Below are 24,626 nucleotides of genomic sequence, written 5' to 3'. Positions count from 1 at the left end.
TCCAGGACTAGGCCGGAAGGCTACCGGGATGCTTACGATTCCCCCGTGACCACGCCTGTTGTCCTGCTGACGGCCATCGGCGCTCTTGTCGTCGGCGCGGTCGCCGGTTTCCTCGCGGCCAGGGTGCGAGCCCGGCGCGAGGCGGCCCGGCCCCTCGGCCCGACCGTCGCCGAACTCCTCGAACGGCTGATCCGCTCGTCCAACAACGGCGTCATCGTGCTCAACCGGTTCGGCGACCTCGTGCTGCACAACCCGCGGGCGTACGAACTCGGCCTGGTGCGCGTCAACCAGGCCGATCCGCGGGCGCGCAAGGCCGCCGAGCAGGTGGTCGAGACCGACGAGCCGATGGAGGTCGACCTCTCGCCGCTGGAGAGCCGCGGCCGCCGCCAGCCGGAGGCGGTGCTCGGCGAGGTCCGGCCGCTCGGCGACGGGTTCACCGTCGTCGAGGCCGTCGACCACTCCGAGGCCATCCGGCTGGAGGCGGTCCGCCGCGACTTCGTCGCGAACGTCAGCCACGAGCTCAAGACCCCGGTCGGTGCGATCGCGCTGCTCACCGAGGCCGTGCTGGACGCCGCCGAGGACGTCGAGGAGGTCCGCCGCTTCGGCGGCAAGATCCTGCGCGAGTCCACCCGGCTCGGCCAGCTCGTCACCGAACTCATCGCGCTGTCCCGCCTCCAGGGCGCCGAACGGCTGCCGGACCTCAACGTGGTCGAGGTCGACGCCGTCGTGCGCGAGGCGCTCGGGCGCACCACGCTGTCCGCGGAATCCGCCGACATCACCATCACCACCGACACCCCGAGCGGCCTGCTCATCGAGGGCGACCGGACGCTGCTGGTCACCGCGCTGTCGAACCTGCTGGAGAACGCCGTCGCGTACTCGTCGGCGGGCAGCCCGGTGTCGATCTCGCGCCGGCTCGCCGACGGCATGGTCGAGATCGCGGTGACCGACCGCGGCATCGGCATCGCCGAGGACGAGCAGCAGCGCGTGTTCGAACGCTTCTACCGGGCGGACAAAGCCCGTTCGCGCGCCACCGGCGGCACCGGCCTCGGACTGGCGATCGTGAAACACGTCGCGGCCAACCACGGCGGTTCGGTCGGCCTGTGGAGCCGTCCCGGCACCGGGTCGACATTCACCCTGCGCATCCCCGCGCACGTGCGCACCGAACCCGCCGACACCGCACGCAAGGCCGCGCCCGCGCGGCCGGACAAGACCCCCGAGCGGACACCCCGGCTCGTGGCAACCGGGCAGGAAGTCTCCAGCCCAGACCATGGAGGAAACCTGTGACGAGGGTTCTCATAGTCGAGGACGAAGAGTCCTTCGCCGACCCGCTCGCCTTCCTGCTGCGCAAGGAGGGTTTCACCGCGGCGGTCGCGGTGACCGGCCAGCAGGCGCTGGAAGAGTTCGACCGCAACGGCGCGGACATCGTGCTGCTCGACCTGATGCTGCCCGGGATGAGCGGCACCGACGTGTGCAAGCAGCTGCGGCAGCGCTCCGCGGTGCCGGTGATCATGGTGACCGCGCGCGACAGCGAGATCGACAAGGTCGTCGGGCTGGAACTCGGCGCCGACGACTACGTGACCAAGCCGTACTCCGCGCGCGAGCTGATCGCGCGGGTGCGCGCGGTGCTGCGCCGCGGCGGCGAGCCGGGCAGCGACGGCGAACTCGCGCCGCTGGTGCTGTCGGCCGGGCCGGTGCGGATGGACGTCGAACGGCACGTGGTGACCGTGGACGGCGGCGAGGTTTCGTTGCCGCTCAAGGAGTTCGACCTGCTGGAGTACCTGCTGCGCAACGTCGGCCGGGTGCTCACCCGCGGCCAGTTGATCGACCGGGTGTGGGGCGCGGACTACGTCGGCGACACCAAGACGCTCGACGTCCACGTGAAGCGGCTCCGCTCGAAGATCGAGCCGGACCCGGGCTCGCCGCGGCACCTGGTGACCGTGCGCGGGCTCGGCTACAAGTTCGAGACCTGAGCGGTCTCCCGGCGGAACGCGGGGTCCGCCGGGACAACCGGTCCGTGAAGGGCTCCTTGCGGGAATCTGATTCCTTCAAGGAGTCCTTCACGGCTTTTGTCCGGGTTTCTGCGCACACCGTGCCGGATCGCGCACGCTGAGTCGATGTAGATCCGAGTGGAGTTGGTTACAGTTTCGAGACCTGGCGCTGGGACCGGTACGCTGAATCCTCGTGCGCCTAGGGGTACTCGACGTCGGTTCCAACACCGTCCACTTGCTCGTGGTCGACGCCCACCGTGGCGCCCACCCGACCCCGATGCACTCCGAGAAGACGATGCTGCGGCTGGCCGAACAGCTCACCGGCTCCGGCGAATTGAGCCGTCCGGGCGAGGACGGCCTGGTCCGGGCGGTCGAATCGGCCAAGGCCGCGGCCGCGCGGCTCGGCTGCGAGGACGTGCTGGCGTTCGCGACGTCCGCGGTGCGCGAGGCGAAGAACTCGGCGAAGGTGCTGGCCAGGGTAGGCGCCGAGACCGGCGTCAACCTGCGCGTGCTGTCCGGCGAGGACGAGGCGCGGCTCACCTTCCTGGCGGTGCGCCGGTGGTACGGCTGGTCGGCGGGGAAACTGCTGGTGCTGGACATCGGCGGCGGGTCGTTCGAGGTCGCGATGGGCCGCGACGAGGAACCCGAACTCGCCGAGTCGCTTCCGCTGGGAGCCGGGCGCACCACCCGCACCCGCTTCCGCAACGACCCGCCCACCCGGTCCGAGGTCGTCGCGACGTCGGCCTGGCTCGAGGACCAGCTCGCCGGGCTCGCGAAAAAGGTCGCCGGCCAGGGCCTTCCGGACCGGGTCGTGGCGACGTCCAAGACGTTCCGCTCGCTCGCCCGGCTGACCGGGGCGGCCCCCTCGGCGGCGGGCCCCCGCGTGCGCCGTACGCTCACCGACACTGCCCTTCGCCAGCTCATCGCCTTCATTTCGCGGATGACCGCCGCGGATCTGGCCCAGCTGGAAGGCGTCAGCGGGAGCCGGTCGCACCAGCTCGTGGCGGGCGCGCTGGTGGCGCAGGCCGCGATGCGGGCGCTCTCTCTCACGGAGTTGGAGATTTGTCCCTGGGCGCTGCGAGAGGGTGTCATCCTGCGGCGGTTGGACCACGCCAATGGGTCGGACGAAACTGGAACCGCGATCTCCGGCGTTTCGGCGAGCGGGGAGGACCGGTGACAGCAGCGGACTGGACTTGGCCGACGAAGACCAGGCACGGTGAAGAGGTGACGGACATGCACTGCACGGTGTCGATTGCGCGCGGCTCCGGAGGCGGGTGTGCCCGAGTGACCACAACCAACCCCGAGCGCGCTTTGGACAGCACGGTATGACGGACCAGACCGGCGGCGACCAGCCCCAGAAGACCGTGGCCGAACTGCTCGCCCAGCACGGGCAGCAGGTCGACGGCGGACGGCGACGCAGGCGCAGGGCGGCCGATGACGAGGACGAGGCCGCCCCGCGGCGCTCGGGCCTCACCGACACCGGACCGCAGGCGATCATCGACCGGGTGGCGTCCGAGGGCGGCACCCCGCCGCCTCCTTCGCGTCCCCCGGGCGGCCGCCGCCGTCCGGACGCGGCCCCGCGGCCCGGTCCGCAGGAATCGGGCCAGTACCCGCGTCCCGGGCAGCAGCCTTCGGGCCAGTACCCCGCGCCGCAGGACGCCGGGCCGCCGCCGATGAACGGCCAGCCGTCGGGGCAGTACCCGGCTCCGAACGGCCAGCAGGACTCCGCGTACGTGCGTCCCCCGGCTCCGCCGCAGGAGTCCGGGCAGTACCCGCGACCTGCCAACGGCCAGCAGGACTCGGCCTACGTGCGCCCGCCCGCGCCGCCGCAGGAGTCGGGCCAGTTCGCCCGTCCTGCGCCGGGTCCGCAGGGCACCGGCTACCTGCGTCCCGCCGCGCCGCAAGACTCCGGTTACGTGCGTCCGCCCGCTCCGCCGCAGGAATCCGGGCAGATGCCGGTGCCGCCGCGCGGCCGTCCGCCGCGTCCGCAGGCCGCCGACGAGGAGACTCGCGGCGCGGTGCCGCCGGTCCGCCGTCGGCCGGCGCCGCAGGCACCGCCGCCCCCGCCGCAGGACGGTGGCTTGGCTGCCCGGCTCGACGGTCTCGACGGCGACGCCCCGGAACCGCCCGCGCCGCCGATGGCGAGCGGTGCGTTCCCCGCGCCTGGCGCCCCGCCGGCCCCGAACCGGCCGAGGCGGGCTCCGGCCCGTCGTCCGGCTCCGAAGCAGGAGCCGCACACCGAGCAGTTCGACGCGATCGACGGCCCGCCCGCTGACGGCGTCGCCGAAGACGCGCCCCCAGCGGGTCTCGCCGGCTGGCGCCAGCGTCGGCAGGCGGAACAGCTGGAGGACACCGAGGTCGGCATGATGCCGGCCGTTCCGCCCGCTGGTGCGGAGCCGGAACCGGCCGAGGAGTACGCCGAGGACGACTACGTCGACGACGGCTACGAGGACGAGTACCCGCCCGCCGCCGCGGACTACGACGCGGGCCCGCCGACCGCGGGCTACCCGGCCCCGATGCCGTTCGCCCCGGGCGCCAAGGACCCGGTCGACGACGACCTGGCCGAGTACGAGCGCGAGTTCGCCGAGCCGTCCGGTTACCCCGACGGCCAGCCGGACTTCGAGGGCGACGACGGCTACGGGTACGAGCACGCCGAGGGCTACGAGCACGCCGACGGTTACGCCGAAGGCGACGAGTACGACGACTACCCCGAGGAAGCCGTCGCCGAGGACGCTCCGGAGGCCGAAGCCGAGCCGGAACCCGAGGTGTCCGCGGGCAAGCAGTGGCTGACGCTGGCCGGGCAGCTCGCGCTGGGCGTCGTCGGCGGTGCCGCCGTGTGGCTGGGCTTCAACTGGCTGTGGGTCAACCTCGCGCCCGCCGCGCTCGTGGGCGCGCTGCTGGTGATCGTCGCGCTGGTCTGGATCGTGCGGAAGATCCGCCGTGCCGAGGACCTGCAGACGACCCTGCTGGCGATTCTCGTCGGGTTGGTGGTGACGGTGTCGCCCGCGGCGCTGTTGCTGGTGGCCAAGTAGTCCGCCGCCAAGGACGCTGGGGCAGGATGGGCGCGTGAGTGAGAGCGCGCCCGTCCCCGTGGGTCTGAGCACCGCCTCGGTGTGGCCGCTGCGCGCGGGCGCGGCGTTCGAGCTGGCCGCCGATCTCGGCTACGACGGCGTCGAGGTCATGGTCTGGGCGGATCCGATCAGCCAGGACGTCTCGGCGATCCGGCGCTGGTCGCGGCGCACCGGGATGCCGGTGCTGTCGGTGCATTCGCCGTCGCTGCTGATCACGCAGCGGATCTGGTCGCCGGATCCGGAGGTGCGCCTGCGCCGCTCCGTGGACGCCGCGCTGGAACTCGGCGCGCGCACGGTCGTGGTGCATCCGCCGTTCCGCTGGCAGCGGCGCTACGGCGACGCGTTCGGCGATCTTGTGGACGAGCTCGAGGACGCCAGCGGCGTGGACGTCGCGGTGGAGAACATGTTCAAGGTCCGCCCGCCCGGCGGGTCGCGGGATGCGCGGGTGTCGGCGTTCCGGCCGTCGATCGATCCCACGGACGTCGGATTCCGGCACTACACCTTGGATCTGTCGCATTCGGCCGCGGCGCGGATGGACGCGCTCGCGCTCGCGGACCGGATGGGGGCGGGGTTGAGCCACGTCCATCTGGCGGACGGGACGGGGATTCCGAAGGACGAGCACCTGATTCCGGGGCATGGCGGGCAGCCGTGTGCGGAGTTGCTGGAGAAGCTGGTCAGTGACGGGTTCGCCGGGCAGGTGGTGCTGGAGGTCAACACCCGGCATGCCACGGGGGCGGCGTCGCGGGCGCGGGCGTTGGCCGAGGCGCTGTTGTTCGCCCGGTTGCATCTGGGGCAATGATCCCTGGGTGATCTTGCTCGGCTGTCCGGGCGGTCCCTGCCCTGCTCGGCTCGCAAAGGCGGCCGGGCACCGTAAAGTGCGGGCGTGACCTCGTTGCCATCGCCGTCTCCAGATTTCGCCGGACCCGGTTCCACGCGCCGTATCGCCGTGGCCGGTCGTCCGTGAGCGCGGCCGACGACACCGCGACCGCCTTCGACGGGGCCACCTCAGTGCGGTCGCTCGGAGACGGCACGTTCACCGCGACGTTGCGGGCGGAATGGTCGATCGGGGTCCATCCGCACGGCGGGTTCCTGGTGGCGTTGCTGGCGAAAACCGCTGCCGCCGCGTTGCACGAGCGCGGGGACGCGACTGTCGATCCGCTCGCGGTGAGCACCGAGTTCCTGCACGCGCCCGCGCTCGGCCCGGTGCTGCTGCGCGCGGACGTGCGCAAGGTCGGCCGCCGGGTTTCAGTGGTCGCGGTGTCGCTCGAACAGCGCGGCCGGGCTTGCGTCGAGGCGAGGGTCACGGTCGGCCGGTTGCCGATGCGCCGTTCCGAATGGACGGACTTGCCGCAGATGCCCGCCGAACCGCCGTCGAACGCGCCGCAGCTCGGCAAGGACACTCCGGAAGGCCCGTTCCACCTGTCCGCCGCCTGCGACGTCCGCCTGGACGCGGCGACCGCGGGATTCCTCACCGGACGCACCGGCGACCCGCCCCGGCTGCGGATGTGGGCGCGTCCGCGCGTAGGCCAGCCCGACGTGTACTTCTCGCTGCTGGCAGGCGATCTCAACCCGCCGGTGGTGGCGAACCTCGGCAGGCACGGCTGGGCCCCGACGGTCCAACTGACCTCGCTGCTGCGCACCCGCCCGGCCCCTGGCTGGCTGCGGATCCTCGTCGAATCGCGCTCGGTGCACGAGCCGTGGTTCGACTCGGACGCGACCGTCGTGGACTCCCAAGGCCGCCTCGTCGCGCAGGTGCGGCAGCTGGCGCTCGCCCCGGCACCGGGCGGCTGAGCCGCGTTTGGCACGCTGGCCGCATGAGTGTGATCGCGGTGCTGGGTGCGGGAAAGATCGGCGAAGCCCTGCTGTCGGGCCTGCTCAACGGCGGCCACGAGCCAGGCGACCTGCTCTTCACCGAGCGGTACGAGGAGCGGGCGCGCGAGCTGGAAACGCGCTACCCGGGCATGAAAGCGGCGACCGTCGCGGACGCGGCGCGGCGCGCGGACATCCTCGTGGTCGCGGTGAAGCCGCAGGACATCGAGCCGGTGCTGGACGAGCTGGCCCCGCTGCTCGGTCCGTCGTCGCTGGTCGTGTCGCTGTGCGCAGGGCTGCCGACCGCGCTGTACGAACGCCGGCTCGCTGAGGGCGTGCCGGTGGTCCGCGTGATGCCGAACACCCCGATGCTGGTCGGCGAGGCGATGAGTGCGATCTCACCCGGCCAGCACGCGACGCCCGCGCACGTCGCGACGGTCAAGGAACTGCTGTCGCACGTCGGCCAGGTCGTCGAGGTGCCGGAGCGGCAGCAGGACGCGGTCACCGCACTGTCCGGATCCGGTCCGGCGTACTTCTTCTACCTGGTCGAGGCCATGATCGACGCGGGCATCCTGCTCGGCCTGCCGCGCGCGCTGGCCGGACAGCTGATCATCCAGTCGGCGGTCGGCGCGGCGAAGATGCTGGCCGAGGGCCAGGACCACCCGGTACTGCTGCGCGAGGCGGTGACGTCCCCCGCCGGGACCACCATCAACGCGATCCGCGAACTGGAGAAGCACGGCGTGCGCGCGGCTTTGCTCGACGCGATCGAGGCCGCCCGCGACCGGTCGGAGGAGCTGGGGCGCGCCCACGAGAACTGATCGCCCGCCTCCGGTCGGACCGCCCCAATGCCGCATTGGGTGCATCTGACGCGCCCAATGTGGCGTTCGGTGCGTCGCACGCACCCAATGCCGCATTGGGGTTTCTCAGTGGCGCGGCGGGTGGCGTTGGTGCGGCGAGACGCAGCGTCGACGGGGCCGCGTTGCTTCTCCGCTCCGGTTGACGTCCGTGAGGGGCACCCTGAGGGAATCAGGGTGGATTCGAGGGGTTGTTGCAACGCGGGTGGTTCAACTGGTTTCGGCGAGGAGTGTAGCGAGGCGTTCGGCTGGGGTGTCCCAGTTGAGTGTTTTGCGGGGTCGGCGGTTGAGTTGTGCGGCGACGGCGGCGAGGTGTTCGGGGGTGTGGACTGAGAGGTCGGTGCTTTTGGGGAAGTACTGGCGCAGCAGGCCGTTGGTGTTTTCGTTGCTGCCGCGTTGCCAGGGGCTGTGGGGGTCGCAGAAGTAGACGGGGATGCCGGTGGCGACGGTGAATTCGTGGTGGCGGCCCATTTCGCTGCCCTGGTCCCAGGTCAGGGATCGTCGCAGGTGTGCGGGCAGGGTCGCGGCGGTGTCGGCGAGGGCGTCGCGGACGGCGTCGGCGCCGCGGCCGTCGGGCAGCGCGACGAGCAGGGTGTAGCGGGTGGAGCGGTCGACGAGGGTGGCGATGGCGGAAGCGTTGTCCTTGCCGATGATCAGGTCGCCTTCCCAGTGGCCGGGGACGGCGCGGTCGGCGGCTTCGGCGGGCCGGTCGCTGATCATGACCATGGGTTCGGCGAAGCGGGGCCGGCGTTGTTCGCCGCTGGCGCGGGGTTTGCGCATGGTGCGGCCGGTGCGCAGGGCGCGGGCCAGCTCGCGGCGCAGTTCGCCGCGGCCTTGGACGTAGAGGGCCTGGTAGATCGTTTCGTGGGTCACGTGCAGCTCCGGCCGGTCGGGGTGGTCGCGGCGCAGCCGGGCGGCGATCTGCTCCGGGCTGAATTTGTCGGTCAGCATCGCCTGCACCCGGTCCCGCAGTTCGGGGCAGGCCGCGATCTTGCCTGTTTTCGGTCGCGGGCGCCGTGCCCGGGCGAGGTCGTGGGCGGCGTGGGGCCGGTAGTCGCCGCAGGGGCGGGCGTTGCGGGCGATCTCCCGGCTGATCGTGGACGGGCTGCGGCCCAGCTCGGCCGCGATCGCCCGCCGCGAGCGGCCCGCCGCCAGCCCGTCCGCGATCGCGATCCGCTCGCCCGCGCTCAGGAACCGGCCCGAGTCCGGCCCGGGCCGCGCGGCCGGGCGCGCGGTCGCGCCCGCCCGGCTCGGTCGCCCGTGCCGCCAATAGTGCCCGGTCCTGCGGTCGACCCCGACCCTGCGGCACGCCTCGACCGTGCCCACGCCCTCCGCCACAAGATCAAAATAGCGGCGGCGTTCCGCCGCCAGCCTCACCCGGCCCCGCGGAGCCCGACCACGCCCGACCACGACCACTGCAACCCCTGCACAACTCAGGCGTTGCAACCACCACTAGAACCCAAGCAGATTCCCCCAGGGTTCCCCTCACGACCAGCGACCGGCCGTGAAGGGCTCCTTCACGGACCTAGATTCCCTCAAGGAGCCCTTCACGGCCCGCCCGCACCGCACCGCGATGCACCCAATGCGGCATTGGGTGCATCCCACGCACCCAATGTGGCATTCGTTGCGTCACACGCACCCAATGCCACATTGGGGCGCTAACCCCACCACGGCGCAGCGAGCGAAAGAGGCTCCGCCGCCGCACCCACGCACGCTCCGCGTGCGAGCCCCCGCGCGCCACCACAACCGCAGCCAACGCACCCACCGCCACATCGGGACGCAAGCCCACCCCGCCCCAAACCGCACCCAATGCCACGTTGGGGCGCTAGCCCCACGGCGCAGCGAGCGAAAGAGGCAGCGCCGCCCGGCCCCCACTCACGCTCTACGTGCGAACCCCCGCGCGCACCACCACAAACCGCAGCCGATGCACCCAAAGCAAGGCACCCACACCTCCCCCACCCCCGATACGACGCCAAAAACACGGCGCGGGGGTGCTTGTCAAGGCATCTTTCCCGCCTTGACAAGCACCCCCGCGCCGTAGTGACAATCAAAAATCGGGGTGCCCACGCAACCACTCAGGGCGCAATGTCGCCGCCAGGCGACGAGCCGCACAACCCAGCCCTAGGAAGCAAACCCCCCAGCCCCAGCCCAGTCCAACGCAAAGGCCGGAAGAACCCCAAGCACCAACGTAACCACAACACCCAACGCAATAGCCGCAGTAGTAAACCCACCCGGCACAGTCACCGTAGGCCCATCAGCAGCAGGCTCGGAAAAGTACATCAAAACAATAACCCGCAAATAGAAGAACGCAGCCACCGCACTAAACACCAGCGCGACAACCACCAACGGCGCCATCCCATCCGACAACGCCGCCGAGAACACCACGAACTTCCCAACAAACCCACTAGTCAACGGAATCCCAGCCAACGCCAGCAAGAGGAACGTAAACACCCCAGCCAACAACGGCGACCGCTTAGCCAACCCAGCCCAAGCGGAGAGATGCGTAGCCTCCCCGCTGGAATCCCGCACCAGGGAAACAACCCCAAACGCAGCCAACGTAGTAAACCCATACGCCAGCAGATAGAACAACGTGCTGGACAACCCGTCCTCAGTCATCGCAATAGCACCGACAAGCAAGAACCCAGCGTGCGCCACCGACGAGTAAGCGATCATCCGCTTAACATCCGTCTGCGTCAGCCCGAGAATCGCCCCGAGCGCCATCGAAATAATGGCCACCGCCCACATGACCCCGCGCCATTCCCAGCTAGTCGAGGAAAACCCGACACTGAGCACGCGCAGGATGGCACCAAACGCAGCAACCTTCGTGCAAGCAGCCATAAACCCGGTAACCGGCGTAGGCGCACCCTGGTAGACGTCCGGCGTCCACGTGTGGAACGGCCCAACCGATCCCTTGAACAGCAGACCCACCACAAGCAAGCCAAGACCAGCGAACAACAACGTGTCCGACCGATCCGACCCAGCAGCCGCGTGCGCGATGTCAGCCAGCTTCACCGAGTCCGCGTACCCGTACAGCAACGCCAGCCCGTAAAGGAAGAACGCCGACGAGAACGCCCCCAGCAGGAAGTACTTGACCGCGGCTTCCTGCGAGATCAGCCGACGTCGCCGAGCCAGCCCGCACATCAGGTACAGCGGCAGCGAAAGCACTTCCAACGCGATGAACATCGTCAGCAGATCATTCGCCGCGCAGAACGTCATCATCCCGCCGAGCGCGAAGAGCGTCAGCGGAAAGACCTCGGTCTGCGACGTCGTGGCAGACTGCGCGCGGTCCTGGACCGTACCGGGCCGGATCGCCGCCTGAGCCACGAACGCGCCGCCCGCCTCGACCTTCCGGTCCGCGATCAGGAAGACCGCGCCGAGGCCGAGCAGCAGCAGCGTGCCCCACAGGAACAGCGACGGCCGGTCCACCGAGATCGAGCCGGAGAACGTCGTCGTACCGGCCTTCGAGGAGGAAGAGCCGGTCGCGTACAGGATCAGCGAAACCCCCGCGGCGAGGATCGCGACGAGGGAGATCGTCACCTGGATCCCCCACCGCGTGGCCTTCGGAGCGAACGCTTCCACCAGCACGCCGATGCACGCGACGCCGAAGACGATCAGCATCGGCAGCACGGCCGCGTAATCGACCGAAGGCACTTCCAGCGGCGCTGCCGGCGCTTGCGCCAGGAACATGTCGAGCACGGTTTACTTGCCTCCCTGCACGGCAGACAGCGTCGCCTGCACCGACGGGGTGATCGTGTCGAGCATCGGCTTGGGGTAGAAACCCAGTCCGATGATCAGGATGACCAGGGGCGCGAGAATCGCGATCTCGCGTTTGCCCAGGTCGGTAATGGCCTTGCGAGCGCCGAGTTCCGGCGCGATCGCCGTGCCCGGTCCCCCGCCGACGCCCACCAGGGCGTCGCCGCGAACCGGGCCTTGCATGATCCGCTGGTACAGCCACAGCACGTACGCCGCGGCGAGCACCATGCCCACGGTCGCGAGGATCGTGTACACCGGCTGGTCCACAAAGGACCCCAGCAGCACGAGGAACTCGCTGACGAACGAGTTGGTTCCCGGCAGCGACAGCGCGGAAAGCCCGGCCAGCAACAGCATTCCGCCGAGCAGCGGGGTCACCTTCGCCATGCCGCCGTAGTCCGAGATCTTGCTCGACCCGCCGCGCATCACGATCAGGCCGATCACCACGATCAGCATCCCGGTCGACAGGCTGTGGTTCAGCATGTACGACACCGAGCCGACCATCGCCTGCTCGTTGAAGGTGAAGATGCCCAGCGCGATGAACCCGAAGTGGGCGATCGACACGTAGGCGATGAACCGCTTCATGTCGCGCTGTCCCGCAGCGAGGATCGAGCCGTACAGCACGCCGATCACCGACAGGATCAGCACCAGCGGCGCGAGCGCCTTGCTGCCCTCCGGGAACATCGGCAGGCAGTACCGCAGGAACCCGAACGTGCCGACCTTGTCCAGCACGCCGACGAGCAGCACCGCGACGCCGATCGGGGCCTGGCCGGCGGCGTCCGGCAGCCAGGTGTGGAACGGGACCAGCGGGGCCTTGATCGCGAACGCGAGGAAGAAGCCGAGGAACAGCCAGATCTGCGTGCCGGTCGGCGCGTCGCGCACCACCGTCACCAGCGTGGCCCAGTCGAACGTGCCCTTGCCGAGCTTGTCCGAGGCCAGCGAGTACGCCCCGATCGCCGAGGCCAGCATGATCAGGCCGCCGAGGAACGAGTACAGGAAGAACTTCACCGCCGCGTACTGCCGGTTCGCGCCGCCGTAGCCGCCGATCAGGAAGTACATCGGGATCAGCATGATCTCGAACAGCACGTAGAAGAGGAACACGTCGGTCGCCGCGAAGACGCCGATCGTGAGCGCCTCCTGCAGCAGGATCAGCGACAGGAACCCGCCCGCGCTGCGGCCGGCGGGAAGCTTGTCGGTGAGCCCGAGCGCGCCGACGACGATCGGCACCAGGAGCGCGATGACCGCGATCATGATGAGCGAGATGCCGTCGGTGCCGAACGAGATGTGGATGCCGAAGCTCGGGATCCAGTCCATCGTCGTGGCCTGCTGGATGCGCTCGCCCGAAGGCGAGTAGCTCGCCCAGAACGGGATGATCAGCAGGAACTCCACAATGGACACGACGAGCGCCGTGGCGACCGCGGCCCGGTCGTTCCCCTTGAGGAACGCCAGCACCAGCGAGCCGGCCAGCGGCAGCAGGATGAGCGCCAGAAGCCAAGTCATGTCAGGAGAACCTCACCAGCAGAAGGGCCGCGAGAAGCAGGAACGTGCCGCCGAGCATGGACAGTGCGTAGGACCGCACGAACCCGGTCTGCATCCGGCGCAGCCGCCCGGACCCGCCGCCGAGTGCCGCGGCGAGGCCGTTCACCGCGCCGTCGACGCCGCGGTTGTCCACGTACACCAGCGCCCGCGCCAGCCAGGTGCCCGGACGGGCGACCAGGGTTTCGTTGAGCGCGTTGCCGTACAGGTCCTTGCGCGCCGCGCGGACCGGCCAGGCCACCCGCTCCGGGCGCTCGACCGCGATGTCGCGCGAAGGCCGGAACAGCCAGACCGCCAGCAGCACGCCGAGCGCGGCCAGCACCAGCGTGAGCGCCGGGACCGTCCACGAAGGAATCGGGGTGTGCTCGGCCTCCACGTGCTCGCCGACCACCGGGGCGAGCCAGGTGACGAACCGGTCGCCCAGCACGAAGAACGCACCGGCGCCGACCGAACCGACCGCCAGGATCGCCATCGGGACCCACATGATCGGCTTGGACTCGTGCGGGTGAAAGTCGCGGCCGTCCGAAGACTTGATGTCCTTCCAGCGTTGCTTGCCGAAGAAGGTCATCATCATCAGCCGCGTCATGTAGAACGCGGTGAGCCCGGCACCGATCACCGTCGCGAGCCCGAAAGCCCAGCCGCGCCAGCCTTCCTGGCCGAACGCCGCCTCGATGATCGCGTCCTTCGTGTAGTACCCGGTGAGGAACGGGAAGCCGATGATCGCCAGGTAGCCGAGACCGAAGGTGACGAAGGTGATCGGCATCTTCTTGGCCAGGCCGCCGAACTTCCGCATGTCGACCTCGTCGTTCATGCCGTGCATGACCGAACCGGCCCCGAGGAACAGCCCGGCCTTGAAGAAGCCGTGCGCCACCAGGTGCATGATGCCGAGCGCGTAAATGCCCGGCCCGAGGCCGACCGCCAGCATCATGTAGCCGATCTGGCTGACCGTCGAGTACGCGAGCACCTTCTTGATGTCGTCGTAGGCACAGCCGACGATGCACCCGAGCAGCAGCGTGACAGCGCCGACCAGGGTGACCACCAGCCTGCCGTCCGGCGTCGCGGTGAAGATGACGTTGGAGCGGGCCACCAGGTACACGCCGGCGGTGACCATCGTCGCCGCGTGGATGAGCGCCGACACCGGGGTCGGGCCCTCCATCGCGTCCGGCAGCCACGCCTGCAGCGGGAACTGGCCGGACTTACCGCACGCGCCCAGAAGCAGCAGGATCGCGATGGCGGTGATCGCGCCCGGCGGGATCTTGCCCTGCGCGACGCCCTCGAAGACCTGCGCGTAGCCGGTCGACCCGACGTACTTGAACATCAGGAAGATCGCCAGCGCGAGCCCGACGTCGCCGACGCGGTTCATCAGGAACGCCTTCTTCGCCGCGGTCGCTGCGGACGGGCGGTTCTGATACCAGCCGATCAGCAGGTACGAGGCGAGACCGACGCCCTCCCAGCCGAGGTACAGCGTCACGAAGCTGTTGCCCAGCACCAGGATCAGCATCGAGGCGACGAACAGGTTCAGGTACGCGAAAAACCGGTACCGGCCCTCGTCGTCGGCCATGTAGCCGATCGAATAGAAGTGGATCAGCATGCCGACGCCGGTGATCAGCAGCACGAACGTCAGCGACAGCGCGTCGATGCGCAGCCCGAAGTCCACTTGCAGCTGGGTCACCGGGATCCACGAGTAGATCTTGGTGTCGGTGACCGCGTGGCTGTCGGTGGAGAAGAACAGGATCACGGCGTACACGAAGGCGAGCGTGACGGTGGCACAGCCGAGCAGGTGCCCCCACGCCTTCGCGCGTTTTCCGGATAGCAGCAGAACCAGGGCGCCGAGGGCGGGAAGGGCCACCAGCAGCCACGATGATGCGGTCACTCGGTCGTCTCCCTCAGTACTTCAGCAGGTTCGTGTCGTCGACCGAGGCCGAACGGCGGGTGCGGAAGATCGCCATGATGATCGCCAGCCCCACCACGACCTCGGCGGCCGCGACCACCATCACGAAGAACGCCATCACCTGGCCGTGCAGCCCGCCGTTGATGCGGGCGAAGGTGACCAGGGTCAGGTTCACCGCGTTCAGCATCAGCTCGATGCACATGAACACGACGATCGCGTTGCGGCGGACCAGCACGCCCACCGCGCCGATGCAGAACAGCAGCGCGGACAGCAGCAGGTAGTAGCTCGGGGTCACTTTCCTTCCCCTTCTTCTTCCTCGGCGGGCTCGGCCTTTTCGACGCCGCCGACCAGTGCGTGCGCGTCGGGCTTCGGGCCCTCGTCCGCGATGAGCTTGCGCTCGCGCATGAGCCGGATCGCCGAGGTGGCCTCGATGATCTCCGACAGCGACTCCGGCGCGACCGAACCGTCCGGCAGCAGCGCCGGGGTCGAGACCGAGTTGGCGGTGGCGAACACGCCGGGGCCGGGCAGCGGCGACGGGCGGTCGTGCTCGCCGCGGAAGCGCAGCTTGACCAGTTCGCGCTGGGAGAGCTTGCTCTTCGCGGTCCGGCCGGTGAAGGCCAGCACCATCGCGCCGAGCGCGGCGGTGATCAGCAGCGCCGAGGTCAGCTCGAACGGGAACAGGTACTGGGTGAAGATCAGCCTGCCGAGACCGCCGGGGCCGCCGCCGGTCTGCTGGTACGGGTCGAGCGGCTGGGCCGGGGTGACGTTGACCAGCGCGCGGAACACGCCCGCAGCGATCAGCGCGGCGAGCCCGATGCCGAGCACCCCCGCGGCGAGCCGCTGCCCGCGCAGCACCTCGACCACCGAGTCCGAGCTGTCCCGGCCGACCAGCATCAGCACGAACAGGAACAGCATCATGATCGCGCCGGTGTAGACGATGATCTGGGTGAACCCGAGGAACGGCGCGGACTGCGTCATGTACAGCGCGCCCAGCGTCAGCATCGTGAGCACCAGCCACAGCGCCGAGTGCACGGCGTTGCGGGAGAAGATCATCCCGAGCGCGCCCAGCAGCGACAGCGGGCCGAGGATCCAGAACGCGATGGCCTCGCCGGTCGTCACGGACGCGTCGACGCCGGACGCCGGGGCCTGCGCGAGGAGGGCGGCGATCACTTCTTCGCCTCCTGCTGCGCGCCCGCGGCCAGCTCGGGGCCGTTCACGTAGTAGTCCTGCTCGTTGTCGCCGAGCCGCATCGGGTGCGGCGGCTGCTCCATGCCCGGCAGCAGCGGGGCGAGCAGGTCTTCCTTGGTGTAGATGAGCCGCTGCCGGTCGTCGTCGGCCAGCTCGTAGAAGTTGGTCATGGTGAGCGACCGGGTCGGGCACGCCTCGATGCACAGGCCGCAGCCGATGCAGCGCAGGTAGTTGATCTGGTAGTCCGCGCCGTAGCGCTCGCCGGGCGAGTACCGCTCTTCGTCGGTGTTGTTGCCGCCCTCGACGAAGATCGCGTCCGCCGGGCACGCCCACGCGCACAGCTCGCAGCCGACGCACTTCTCCAGCCCGTCCGGATGCCGGTTGAGCTGGTGGCGGCCGTGGTAGCGCGGCGCGGCCGGGGCGCCCGCCTCGGGGTACTCCTCGGTCGCGACCTTCTTGAACATCATCCCGAAGGTGACGCCGAATCCCTTGATGGGATTGAGGAAGTCAGTTGCCGCCATCTTCCGTTCCTTCCTGTGCGGCCGCCGCGGTGACGCCGGCCGGCTTGCGCCGCGCGGCCTTCGCCTCGGCCTTGGCCAGCGCCTTCTGCCGCGGCGTGGCGTCCGGGACCCGCAGGTCGAGCGGCGGCAGCGGATAGCCGCTGCCGGCCAGGTCCACGTACTCCGATTCGGGCACCTTCTTGTCCGGCAGCGCGAGGCTCAGCAGCACGAGCACCACCAGCACGATGCCGACGCCGACGAGGATCTGCGGCCAGCTCCACTGGATCGTCTTGATCGCGACCACGACCACGATCCACACCAGGTTCACCGGGACCAGTACCTTCCAGCCCAGCCGCATGAACTGGTCGTACCGCAGCCGCGGCAGCGTGGCGCGCAGCCAGATGAAGCCGAAGAGCAGGATGAAGGTCTTGGCGAAGAACCAGAGGATCGGCCACCAGTTCTGGTTCAGCGGCGAATCGTCGCCGACGAACGGGAACCGCCAGCCGCCGAGGAACAACGTGGTGCAGAACGCCGAAACGATCACCATGTTGACGTACTCGGCGAGGAAGAACATCGCGAACTTCATCGAGCTGTACTCGGTGTGGAAACCGCCGACCAGCTCGGATTCGGCCTCCGGGAGGTCGAACGGCGCGCGGTTCGTCTCGCCGACCATCGAGATCACGTAGATCACGAAGCTCGGGATGAGCATGTAGAAGTACCAGCCGTGCGTTTGCGCCTGCACGATTTCCGACGTCTGCAGGGAACCGGAGTACAGGATCACCGCGACGATCGAGAGGCCCATCGCGATCTCGTAGGAGATCACCTGCGCCGCCGAGCGCATGCCGCCGAAGAGCGGGTACGGCGAACCGGACGCCCAGCCCGCCAGCACGATGCCGTACACGCCGACCGACGAGCACGCGAGGATCACCAGCACGCCGACCGGCAGGTCCATCAGCTGCAGCACCGTCTGGTGCCCGAAGATCGAGACCACCGGGCCGAACGGGATGGCCGACAACGCGATCAGCGCGGGGACCGCGGACAGCACCGGCGCGAGGAAGTACACCTTGCGGTCGGCGGTGTCCGGGATGATCTGCTCCTTGAACGGGAGCTTGATCGCGTCGGCGAGCGACTGCAGGTAGCCGCCGGGGCCGACCCGGTTGGGGCCGGGCCGGTTCTGCATCCGGCCGATCGCCTTGCGCTCCCACACGATCAGGAAGATCGTCAGGACCGGCCCGATCAACAGGACCACGACCGCCTTGATCAGGACGAGCCACCACGGGTCGTCGGCGAGGAGCCGAGCCCGTTCCGCGGCGTCCGGGTACGCGGCGAGGAACTGCGTGAGCTGCGGGCTCACTGGTCACCTCCGGAGATCTGCACGAGCGCGCCGTGTCCGGCGGCGAGTGCGGCGCGGACGGCCGAGCCGTCGGAGTTGCCGGGCAGCCACACCACGCCGTCCGGCAGGTCGGCGACCTCGACCGGCAGGGTGATCGACCCGCGCTCGTTCGACACCCGGACCGTTCCGCCCAGGCCCTCGGCGGTCTTCGCCGAAAGCCGGGCGACCGGCGGCCGCTGGGTGCCCTTGAGGTGCGGTTCGTCGTCCTGCAGCGAGCCGTTGTCGATCAGCTGCCGCCAGGTGGCGAGCACTGCCTTGCCGTTCGGGACCGGGGCCGCCGCGGCGGCGACCGACGGCGCGGCCACCGAGGCGGCGACCGGCGCGAGCTTCGCGAAGTCGCCCGCGGCGGCGGCCGGGGTCTGGGTGAACAGGTCGGCGTCCATTTCGACGGCCAGGGTGTCGAGCACGCGGCCGTCGGAAAGGGAACCGGTGCCCTCCAGCGTGGTGTCGAACTCGCGGCGGCGGCCCTCCCAGTTGAGGTAGCTGCCGGACTTCTCGACCGCCGGGGCGATCGGCAGGACCACGTCGGCCCGTTCGGTGACCTCGCTCGCCCGCAGTTCCAGGCTGACCACGAAACCGGCGTTGTCGAGCGCGCGGCGGGCCAGGTCCGGGTCGGGCAGGTCGTTCGGGTCGACGCCGCCGACCACCAGCGCGTCGAGCTGTCCGCCGGAAGCGGCCTGGAGGATGCCGGTGACGTCGCGGCCCGGTTCGGCCGGAAGCTCGGCGCCCCACTGCTTGCCGACCTCGGCGCGGGCCGCCTCGTCGGCGACCGAGCGGCCACCCGGCAGAAGCGTGGGCACACAACCGGTTTCGAGCGCGCCCCGGTCGCCCGCGCGGCGCGGGATCCACGCCAGCCGGGCTCCGGTGCGGGCGGTCAGCCGCAGCAGCGCGGAGAACAGGCCGGGGATTTCCGCGGCCCGCTCGCCGACCAGGATCACCGCGCCCTCGCCGCTGAGCGCCGCGTCGACGTCGGCCGCGTGCTGCGCGATGCCGTCCACCGCGGCCGCTTCGCCGCCGGGGACGCAGGCCAGCAGTTCGCCGAAGGTCTTGCGCACCGAGGAGGTCGTCCACTGTCCCAAGTGGACGACGCGGGTGCGGTTCTTGCGGGCCGCCTTGCGCAGCCGCAGGAACACGATCGGCGCTTCGTCCTCGGGCTCGAACGCCACGCACAGCACCGTCTTGGCCCGTTCGATCTCGCCGAACGTCACGCCCGTTTCCGGCGTGGTGCCCACGACCGTCGACCCGAGGAACGCGAGCTCCTCGTCCGAATGCGCGCGGGTGCGGAAGTCGATGTCGTTGGTGCGCAAGGCGATCCGGGCGAACTTCGAGTACGCGTAGGCGTCCTCGACGGTCAGCCTGCCGCCGGTGAGCACCGCGCCGCCCTTGCCCTCGCGGGCCTTCAGCAGCCCTTCCGCGGCGGTCCGGAGCGCGTCGGTCCAGGACGCTTCTTCCAGCTCGCCGTCGGCGTTGCGGACGAGCGGGCGGCGGATCCGGTCACCGGCCTGCACGTAGCGGAACGCGAACCGGCCCTTGTCGCACAGCCATTCCTCGTTCACCTCCGGGTCGTCGCCCGCCAGCTTGCGCTGGACCTTGCCGCGCCGGAAGTCGGTGCGCTCGGCGCAGCCGGACGAGCAGTGCTCGCACACGCTCGGCGACGAGACGAGGTCGAACGGCCGCGACCGGAACCGGTACGCCGCGCTGGTGAGTGCGCCGACCGGGCAGATCTGGATCACGTTGCCGGAGAAGTAGCTCTGGAACGGTTCGCCGCCGGTGGTGCGCGAGGCGAGGTCCAGTACGTCGGCGGTTTCCGCGGTGCCGATCTGCTGGTGCGCGCCGCGTTCGAGCAGCGCGATGAACGGGTCGCCGGCGACCTGGTCGGAGAACCGGGTGCAGCGCTGGCACAGCACGCAGCGTTCCCGGTCGAGCAGCACCTGCGACGAGATCGGCAGCGGCTTCGGGAACGTGCGCTTCGTGTCGACGAACCGCGATTCCGCGCGGCCGTGCGCGAGCGCCTGGTTCTGCAGCGGGCACTCGCCGCCCTTGTCGCAGATCGGGCAGTCCAGCGGGTGGTTGATGAGCAGCAGCTCCATCACGCCCTGCTGCGCCTTGTCCGCGACCGGCGAGGTGAGCTGCGTCTTGACCACCATGCCGTCGGCGACCGTCATCGTGCACGAGGCCTGCGGCTTCGGCATCGGACGGCCGCCCATTTCGACCTCGACCAGGCACTGGCGGCACGCGCCCGCCGGGTCGAGCAGCGGGTGGTCGCAGAAGCGAGGGATGCTGGTGCCGAGCCGCTCGGCGGTGCGGATCAGCAGCTCGCCCTTGGGCGCGATGACCTCTTCGCCGTCGATGGTCAGCTTGACGTAGCCCTCGGGGACCGGCGTTTCCGCCGTCTCGGGCTTGTCGGGGGCGATCGTCATGCCTGCGCTCCCACCAGTTCTCGCTTGTTGCTCTCACACAAGGCCAGGAACTCGTCCCGGAAGTACTTGATGCCGCTCTGGATCGGCGACACCGCGCCGTCGCCGAGCGCGCAGAACGAGCGGCCGAAGATGTTGTCGCACACGTCGAGGAGGGTGTCGATGTCCTCCTCGGTGCCGTGGCCCTCGACCATCCGCTCCAGGATCTGCGCCAGCCAGTACGTGCCCTCGCGGCACGGCGTGCACTTGCCGCAGGACTCGTGCTCGTAGAACTGCGTCCACTTCATGACCGCCCACGGCACCGAAACGGTCTCGTTGAAGACCTGCACCGCGGTGGTGCCGAGCATCGAACCGGCCTCGGCCGCGCCCTCGAAGTCGAGCGGGACGTCGAGATGCTCGGCGGTGAACATCGGCGTCGACGAACCGCCCGGCGTCCAGAACTTGAGCGGGATGCCGTCCTTCATGCCGCCGGCCAGCTCCAGCAGCTCGCGCAGCGTGGTGCCGAGCGGGCATTCGTACTGGCCGGGCTTCTCGACGTGGCCGGAGATCGAGTAGATCTTCGGACCGGGCGACTTTTCGCGGCCCATCTCGCGGAACCACGACGAACCGGCGTTGATGATGTACGACGCGGACGCGATGGTCTCGACGTTGTTCACCGTCGTCGGCGCGGCGTACAGACCGGCGGCCGCGGGGAACGGCGGCTTGAGCCGGGGCTGCCCGCGACGGCCTTCGAGCGAGTCCAGCAGCGCGGTTTCCTCGCCGCAGATGTACGCACCGGCCCCGGCGTGCACGGTCAGCTCGAGGTCCCAGCCGCTGCCGAAGATGTTCTTGCCGAGGTAGCCCTTCGCGTACGCCTCGCGCGCGGCCGCGTTGAGCCGGCGGATGCAGTGCAGTGCCTCGCCCCGGACGTAGATGAAGCAGTGGTGCGACCGCATCGCGTACGAGGCGATGATGCAGCCCTCGATCAGCGAGTGCGGGTCCGCCATCATCAGCGGAATGTCCTTGCAGGTACCGGGTTCGCCCTCGTCGGCGTTGATCACCAGGTAGTGCGGCTTGTCCTCGTTGGGCGGCATGAACGACCACTTCACGCCCGCCGGGAAGCCCGCGCCGCCGCGGCCGCGCAGACCGGAGTCCTTGACCACCTGCACGAGCTGCTCGGGCGTGGCGGCCAGCGCCTTGCGCGCCGCGGTGTAGCCCTCGAGCGCCTCGTACGTTTCGATGCGCCAGGATTCCGGGGACAGCCAGCGCTTCGTGAGGACCGGAGTGATGGGATCAGCCATTACTTCTTCTCCACTTCAGGAAGCGGAACATCCTGTGCACCGGGGGCGGACCAGCCGCGGTCGGCTGCGATCTGCGCGCCGCGCAAGGTCTCGACCGCTTGCGACGGACCGTCCACGGCACTGCGGTAAGCGGCCTCGTCCTCGGGCCAGAACCCGGCGAGCTGCCGCTCCGCGCCCTTGAAGTCGGTCAGCGCCGCACCGCGCGTCGGGGCGGGCTTTTTGCCTGCCTGCAACGCGTCCACGAGCGCGACCGCCTGCTCCGGCGTCTGGTTGTCGAAGTACTCGTAGTTCACCTGGATGACCGGACCGAGGTCGCAGGCGGCGAGACATTCCGCGTGCTCCAAGGTGATCGAGCCCTGTTCACCCGGCGTGCCCGCGGTTTCCTCGTGCCCCAGCGGCTTTTCCGCGGAACCGAGGTGCGTCTGGAGCTTCTTGTAGATGTCGTCGCCGCCGAGCGCCGCGCACAGCGTGTTGGTGCAGACGCTCACCAGGTGCTCGCCGCACGGGCGGCGCTTGTACATGGTGTAGAACGTCGCGACCGCGCTGACCTCGGCGTCGGTCAGGTCGAGATGCTGCGCGCAGAAGGCGATGCCTTCCTGGCTCACGTAGCCCTGCACCGACTGCACCAGGTGCAGCATCGGCAGCAGCGCCGAACGCGACATCGGGTAGCGGGCGATGATTTCCTTCGCCTCGCGGTGCGTGTCGGCGTCGAAGACGTCCGCGGCCGGCGTGTCGGCGAGGATTCCCTCGGCGACGGACGGGTCGGGCGCGATCGCGGCGACGTCGGTGTCGGCTCCCGCGGCCGCGTAGGTCTTCGTCGCGTCGTGCGGCCCCGGCTCCGGGACTGCGGTCGGGTTCGTCATCGGTCAACTCCCCCCAGAACCGGGTCGATCGAAGCGATCACGACGACGAGGTCGGCCACCAGGCCGCCTTCGGCCATCGCGGGCATCGCCTGCATGTTCACGAAACTCGGCTCCCGCAGGTGCACGCGCAGCGGGCGGGTGCCGCCGTCGGACACCAGGTGCGCGCCGATCTCGCCGCGCGGCGATTCGACCGGCGCGTAGACCTGGCCCGGCGGCACGTGGAAGCCCTCGGTGACGAGCTTGAAGTGGTGGATCAGGGATTCCATCGACTGGCCCATGATCTTCTTGACGTGGCCGAGCGAGTTGCCCATGCCGTCGCTGCCGATGGACAGCTGCGCGGGCCAGGCGATCTTCTTGTCCTCCACCATGACCGGGCCTGGCTCGGCCATCTTCGCGACCTGCTTCATGATCCGCAGGCTCTGGTGGATTTCCTCGAGCCGCAGCAGGTACCGCGCCCAGCTGTCCGCGTCGGTCGAGGTCGGCACGTCGAACTCGATCTCGTCGTAGCGCGAGTACGGCTCGGTCTTGCGCAGGTCCCACGGCAGGCCCGCGGCGCGCAGCACCGGGCCGGTGATGCCGAGTTCGAGGCACGCGTCCAGCGGCAGCACGCCGACGTCCTTGAGCCGGTTCCGCCAGATCGGCTGACCGGTGAACATCTTGTCGTACAACGGAAGCCGCTTGTCCATGAGCTTGCAGAAGTCGAGGACCTTTTCCGTCCAGTCCTCGGGGAAGTCCTGCGCGAGCCCGCCGGGACGGATGAACGCGTGGTTCATCCGCAGGCCGGTCAGGTACTCCAGCAGGTGCATGGCTTCTTCGCGCTCGCGGAAGCCGAGCGTCATCGCGGTGGTGGCGCCGAGGTCCATGCCGCCGGTCGCGATGAACACCAGGTGCGAGGTGATCCGGTTGAGTTCGAGGAGAAGCACGCGCAGCAGTTCCGCACGCGGCGGGGCCTTGATGCCCAGCAGTTTCTCGACGCCGAGGCAGTAGCACATCTCGTTGGACAGCGGGGCGAGGTAGTCCGCGCGGGTCACGAAGGTGACGCCCTGGGTCCAGTTGCGGAACTCCGCGCTCTTCTCGATGCCGGTGTGCAGGTAGCCGACGACCGCGCGCAACTGCGTGACCGTCTCGCCTTCCAGCTCCAGCACGAGCCGGAGCACGCCGTGCGTCGACGGGTGCTGCGGGCCCATGTTGATGACCATGCGGTCGTCGTGCTGGGCGTCGCCGAGCACTTCGTCCCAGTCCCCGCCGGAGACGTGGTAGACGGGGCCTTCGGTGGTGTCCCGGACTTCCGCGTACTCGGCTTCCGTCGTTTCGTTGGTGCTGGTCACGAGTACGACCTCCGCTGGTCTGGCGGCGGGATTTCCGCGCCCTTGTATTCGACCGGGATCCCGCCGAGCGGGTAGTCCTTGCGCTGGGGGTGGCCGTCCCAGTCGTCCGGCATGAAGATGCGGGTGAGCCCGGGGTGGCCGTCGAAGACGATGCCGAACATGTCGTAGGCCTCGCGCTCGTGCCAGTCCGCCGTCGGGTAGACCGGGACGAGGGACGGGACGTGCAGGTTGTCCATGTCCATGGTGACTTCGAGGCGGATCCGGCGGCGGTAGGTCATCGACAGGAAGTCGTAGACCGTGTGCATCCGCTGCGGGACGTCCACGCCGTAGTCGACGCCGGTGACCGCCAGCAGCATTTCGAACCGCAGGCCTGGGTCGTTGCGCAGGACCTTCGCGATGTCGACGAGGTGCTCGCGGCTGACGTAGAAGGTGATCTCGCCGCGGTCCACAGTGGTCTGGAGGATCGCGGTCGGCGGGATCTTGTTGTCCGCCAAGGCGGCCATGAACTCGTCGGCGAACTCGTCGAACCAGCCGCCGTACGGGCGCTCCGCGGGCGGCGGGCTGTAGGCGGGCAGCCGCAGGCCGCCGTAACCGGAGGTGTCCCCGCTGCCGCGGACACCGAACATGCCCTTGCGCTCGCGTCCGGCGACGACCGGTTCGGCCGCGCCGGGGCCGTGTGCTTCGAGGCCTGCTTCGGGCCGCTCCGCGCTGGACTGCGGGCCGCCGGTTTCGGGAGTCTCTTCGGGGTTCTCAGGCAC

Annotated in this window: 20 protein-coding genes; 7 read left to right on the top strand and 13 right to left on the bottom strand. The window is 69.8% G+C overall.

All coding sequences use genetic code 11. The features are described 5' to 3' along the window. Positions 1 to 45: 45 nt before the first annotated feature. The 7 genes from DMP23_RS31540 (at position 46) to proC (ending at position 7,686) form a co-directional block, all read left to right on the top strand. Positions 46 to 1,284, top strand: coding sequence for a sensor histidine kinase (locus DMP23_RS31540; RefSeq protein WP_037818823.1), 1,239 nt, complete (start codon positions 46 to 48; stop codon positions 1,282 to 1,284). Beyond that, positions 1,281 to 1,970: a response regulator transcription factor gene (locus DMP23_RS31535; RefSeq protein WP_009071942.1), complete on the top strand. Its 690-nt coding sequence runs from the start codon at positions 1,281 to 1,283 to the stop codon at positions 1,968 to 1,970. The genes DMP23_RS31540 and DMP23_RS31535 overlap by 4 nt, the downstream gene beginning before the upstream one ends. A 211-nt stretch (positions 1,971 to 2,181) precedes the next feature. Then, positions 2,182 to 3,165 (top strand): Ppx/GppA phosphatase family protein, encoded by a 984-nt coding sequence (locus tag DMP23_RS31530; protein ID WP_037818825.1) that lies wholly within the window; start codon positions 2,182 to 2,184, stop codon positions 3,163 to 3,165. 148 nt (positions 3,166 to 3,313) lie between these two features. Then, entirely contained in the window at positions 3,314 to 5,020 is a 1,707-nt protein-coding gene (locus tag DMP23_RS31525; protein ID WP_205673410.1) for a phage holin family protein, read from the top strand. Positions 5,021 to 5,054: 34 nt separating this feature from the next. Beyond that, positions 5,055 to 5,858, top strand: coding sequence for a sugar phosphate isomerase/epimerase family protein (locus DMP23_RS31520; RefSeq protein ID WP_043836189.1), 804 nt, complete (start codon positions 5,055 to 5,057; stop codon positions 5,856 to 5,858). 161 nt (positions 5,859 to 6,019) lie between these two features. Then, complete coding sequence (locus DMP23_RS31515) at positions 6,020 to 6,850, top strand: thioesterase family protein (RefSeq protein WP_043836187.1); 831 nt, start codon at positions 6,020 to 6,022, stop codon at positions 6,848 to 6,850. 23 nt (positions 6,851 to 6,873) lie between these two features. Beyond that, on the top strand, positions 6,874 to 7,686 hold the full coding sequence (gene proC / locus DMP23_RS31510) for a pyrroline-5-carboxylate reductase (protein ID WP_037818829.1): 813 nt from the start codon (positions 6,874 to 6,876) through the stop codon (positions 7,684 to 7,686). 246 nt (positions 7,687 to 7,932) lie between these two features. On the opposite strand, the gene DMP23_RS31505 is transcribed toward proC, so the two are convergent. From DMP23_RS31505 to DMP23_RS31445, 13 genes are all read right to left on the bottom strand, one after another. Continuing rightward, entirely contained in the window at positions 7,933 to 9,093 is a 1,161-nt protein-coding gene (locus DMP23_RS31505; protein ID WP_443111348.1) for an IS30 family transposase, read from the bottom strand. A gap of 750 nt (positions 9,094 to 9,843) precedes the next feature. After that, positions 9,844 to 11,409, bottom strand: a complete 1,566-nt coding sequence (nuoN, locus tag DMP23_RS31500; protein ID WP_199818108.1) for an NADH-quinone oxidoreductase subunit NuoN — start codon at positions 11,407 to 11,409, stop codon at positions 9,844 to 9,846. Positions 11,410 to 11,421: 12 nt separating this feature from the next. After that, positions 11,422 to 12,960, bottom strand: a complete 1,539-nt coding sequence (locus DMP23_RS31495; RefSeq protein WP_443111363.1) for an NADH-quinone oxidoreductase subunit M — start codon at positions 12,958 to 12,960, stop codon at positions 11,422 to 11,424. A gap of 13 nt (positions 12,961 to 12,973) precedes the next feature. Continuing rightward, positions 12,974 to 14,881: an NADH-quinone oxidoreductase subunit L gene (gene nuoL, locus DMP23_RS31490; protein WP_337823300.1), complete on the bottom strand. Its 1,908-nt coding sequence runs from the start codon at positions 14,879 to 14,881 to the stop codon at positions 12,974 to 12,976. Positions 14,882 to 14,894: 13 nt separating this feature from the next. Continuing rightward, a complete protein-coding gene (gene nuoK, locus DMP23_RS31485) occupies positions 14,895 to 15,194 on the bottom strand; it encodes an NADH-quinone oxidoreductase subunit NuoK (protein ID WP_033291119.1) in 300 nt (99 codons plus the stop codon). Continuing rightward, a complete protein-coding gene (locus DMP23_RS31480) occupies positions 15,191 to 16,069 on the bottom strand; it encodes an NADH-quinone oxidoreductase subunit J (RefSeq protein WP_337823299.1) in 879 nt (292 codons plus the stop codon). The genes nuoK and DMP23_RS31480 overlap by 4 nt, the downstream gene beginning before the upstream one ends. After that, positions 16,066 to 16,608, bottom strand: coding sequence for an NADH-quinone oxidoreductase subunit NuoI (gene nuoI / locus DMP23_RS31475; RefSeq protein ID WP_337823298.1), 543 nt, complete (start codon positions 16,606 to 16,608; stop codon positions 16,066 to 16,068). Before nuoI ends, DMP23_RS31480 begins: the two co-directional genes overlap by 4 nt. Next, entirely contained in the window at positions 16,595 to 17,941 is a 1,347-nt protein-coding gene (nuoH, locus tag DMP23_RS31470; protein WP_337823297.1) for an NADH-quinone oxidoreductase subunit NuoH, read from the bottom strand. The genes nuoI and nuoH overlap by 14 nt, the downstream gene beginning before the upstream one ends. Continuing rightward, positions 17,938 to 20,400: an NADH-quinone oxidoreductase subunit G gene (locus DMP23_RS31465; protein ID WP_134734099.1), complete on the bottom strand. Its 2,463-nt coding sequence runs from the start codon at positions 20,398 to 20,400 to the stop codon at positions 17,938 to 17,940. Before DMP23_RS31465 ends, nuoH begins: the two co-directional genes overlap by 4 nt. Then, positions 20,397 to 21,677: an NADH-quinone oxidoreductase subunit NuoF gene (nuoF, locus tag DMP23_RS31460; RefSeq protein WP_134663693.1), complete on the bottom strand. Its 1,281-nt coding sequence runs from the start codon at positions 21,675 to 21,677 to the stop codon at positions 20,397 to 20,399. Before nuoF ends, DMP23_RS31465 begins: the two co-directional genes overlap by 4 nt. Then, positions 21,677 to 22,540: an NADH-quinone oxidoreductase subunit NuoE gene (gene nuoE / locus DMP23_RS31455; RefSeq protein WP_043836118.1), complete on the bottom strand. Its 864-nt coding sequence runs from the start codon at positions 22,538 to 22,540 to the stop codon at positions 21,677 to 21,679. The genes nuoF and nuoE overlap by 1 nt, the downstream gene beginning before the upstream one ends. Further along, positions 22,537 to 23,868, bottom strand: coding sequence for an NADH-quinone oxidoreductase subunit D (locus tag DMP23_RS31450; protein WP_037818884.1), 1,332 nt, complete (start codon positions 23,866 to 23,868; stop codon positions 22,537 to 22,539). The genes nuoE and DMP23_RS31450 overlap by 4 nt, the downstream gene beginning before the upstream one ends. Continuing rightward, on the bottom strand, positions 23,865 to 24,626 hold the full coding sequence (locus tag DMP23_RS31445; protein WP_037818880.1) for an NADH-quinone oxidoreductase subunit C: 762 nt from the start codon (positions 24,624 to 24,626) through the stop codon (positions 23,865 to 23,867). Before DMP23_RS31445 ends, DMP23_RS31450 begins: the two co-directional genes overlap by 4 nt.

The sequence above is a fragment of the Amycolatopsis sp. A1MSW2902 genome (assembly GCF_017312175.1).
GTDB classification, from domain to species: Bacteria; Actinomycetota; Actinomycetes; order Mycobacteriales; family Pseudonocardiaceae; genus Amycolatopsis; species Amycolatopsis nivea.
Note: the sequence above shows the minus strand (reverse complement) of the source record. Positions and strands in the feature narration are given on the sequence as shown.